This is a genomic window from Cytophagia bacterium CHB2 (assembly GCA_030263535.1).
Classification (GTDB): Bacteria; Zhuqueibacterota; Zhuqueibacteria; order Zhuqueibacterales; family Zhuqueibacteraceae; genus Coneutiohabitans.
This window is the reverse complement of record SZPB01000675.1, coordinates 1-1,617: the sequence shown is the minus strand read 5'-3', so window position 1 is coordinate 1,617 and position 1,617 is coordinate 1. Positions and strand designations below refer to the sequence as shown.

General features: G+C 56.2%; 3 protein-coding genes. All 3 read right to left on the bottom strand.

Going from position 1 to position 1,617, the window contains the following annotated elements; all coding sequences use genetic code 11:
• The coding region (locus FBQ85_30140) for a hypothetical protein (protein MDL1879393.1) at nucleotides 1–302 on the bottom strand (302 nt) is incomplete at its 3' end.
• The gene (locus FBQ85_30135) at nucleotides 275–961 is read right to left on the bottom strand and encodes a WYL domain-containing protein (protein MDL1879392.1); all 687 of its coding nucleotides are present in this window, start codon (nucleotides 959–961) and stop codon (nucleotides 275–277) included. The genes FBQ85_30135 and FBQ85_30140, both read right to left, overlap by 28 nt.
• Nucleotides 962–1,189: 228 nt before the next feature.
• Nucleotides 1,190–1,615, bottom strand: a complete 426-nt coding sequence (locus FBQ85_30130) for a hypothetical protein (GenBank protein MDL1879391.1) — start codon at nucleotides 1,613–1,615, stop codon at nucleotides 1,190–1,192.
• Nucleotides 1,616–1,617: the final 2 nt, after the last annotated feature.

The window sequence follows — 1,617 nt, the reverse complement described above, 5'->3', positions numbered from 1 at the left end:
TCGAGCCCGATGGCGATGCCATAAGTGACCCGCGGATCCCAGCCCTCTTCAGCGCCAATGGCCTTGACACTGGCCGAGGCGGCGGCCAGGATCGTCGCCTTGCCCTTATTCGACTGCACATAGTCGGTCGCCTTTGTCTTTAGCCAATCCCACCAGCCGGCATCCTCACTGGGGGGGGCGCTGAGATTCATCGCGCTGAGGATGGACTTGCGGTCCACAGCCGTGGATGTGGGACCGAACAGTTTGGCGGCGAGCGGCTTTTTGGCAAACTCTTTTAAGATCGCTTTCGCCAGCGCCGCCAACGACCTGGTGGCGGGCGATGGAAACGGTAATCGCGACATTTTTGTCCGCGACCGCGATGCGGCCTCCGTTCCATATCCTGCTCGCGCCCTTCCGTCGGAGCCTCGACGCGATGCGCCTCGCGCTGCGGATTCCAGGCAACCAGATACCAGGCGCGGTCGCGAAAATACAAGAGATATGGCTCGAGGGTCAAACCCGAAACCGTTTCGTCGGCAAGCTTGCGGTATTTGAGAAACGTAATGCGTCTGTGCGTTTCAATGGCCTGTTGCAAACGCGCGAAAGCGTTGCCCTGCGGTTGCCCGGCCGGCGGAGCCTCCAGGGCGATCACCGGACTTTCCACCGGCTGCTCCAATAGTTTGTTCAACAAACCGGCGGCAATCATCTTAAGCTCCTGATCAAGATGCAACGGCAGGTTTTTGAGCGCGAGGGTGAGCACGACTTGCTCAACGTGCGTGAACTGGAATTGCGGTAGGGTATGATGGGAAATTACGCGATAGCCTCCTTGCGGAGCAATCGCAACTCCCAATTCTCCAAGTGCTTGCAGGTCGCGGTAAATCGTGCGCTCGGTAACCCCGCACATTTGCGCCAGCCGCGGCGCCGTCATCATGCGCTTGTGGCTGCACAACTCCAAAATCTTGAGAAGACGAATGGATTTTTGCATGGCCGGCTCTCTGCTGATCTTCTAACGTCAGGAATATTTTTGGAAATGAGGGGATACCCCAACGCAACTATAAAAGAAATGCTCTAAAATTGCAACCGCTTTGTTTCGCTGTCACATGGCGGCACGCGAAAAAACAATTCCAAACAAAAAAAGCCGCGGCTAAGCCGTGGCTGATCGGGCGAAAAAAATATGTGACTGCAATAAAACGTGAATGGCTTGCTGCGCGCCTTATTCGTTTGCAACGATTTTCCAGCTCACTGCCAGGCCGTCGCGCACCGGCAGGATGGTGGTCCACCAATCATTTGAATTGAACACCGCTTCGTTATAGGCGATGATCCCACGCGTGCTGCGGTCGGGATTTCCCTGCGTGACGCGGCCGTGAAACAGCGCATTGTCGCTGATGAGCACGCCGCCGGGCCGCAGTTTGGTAAAGGCGATTTCCAGCGCGCGCGGATAGTCTTCTTTATCGACATCGTTGAAAATGAGATCGAACGGGCCTTCGGTGTTTTGCAGCAGCTTGAGCGCATCACCGGTTTTCAATTTCACTTTGCGCAACAGCCCGGCCACTTTGAGATAATCTTCGGCGAGATCGACGTTGTTTTGCGAGGCTTCGGTGCAGATCAATTCGCCGTCTTCCGGCAAGGCCAGTGCCAGCC

Excerpts from the sequence above, each read along its gene's own strand:
- FBQ85_30135 (MDL1879392.1), bottom strand. The coding sequence starts at position 961 with ATGCAAAAATCCATTCGTCTTCTCAAGATTTTGGAGTTGTGCAGCCAC.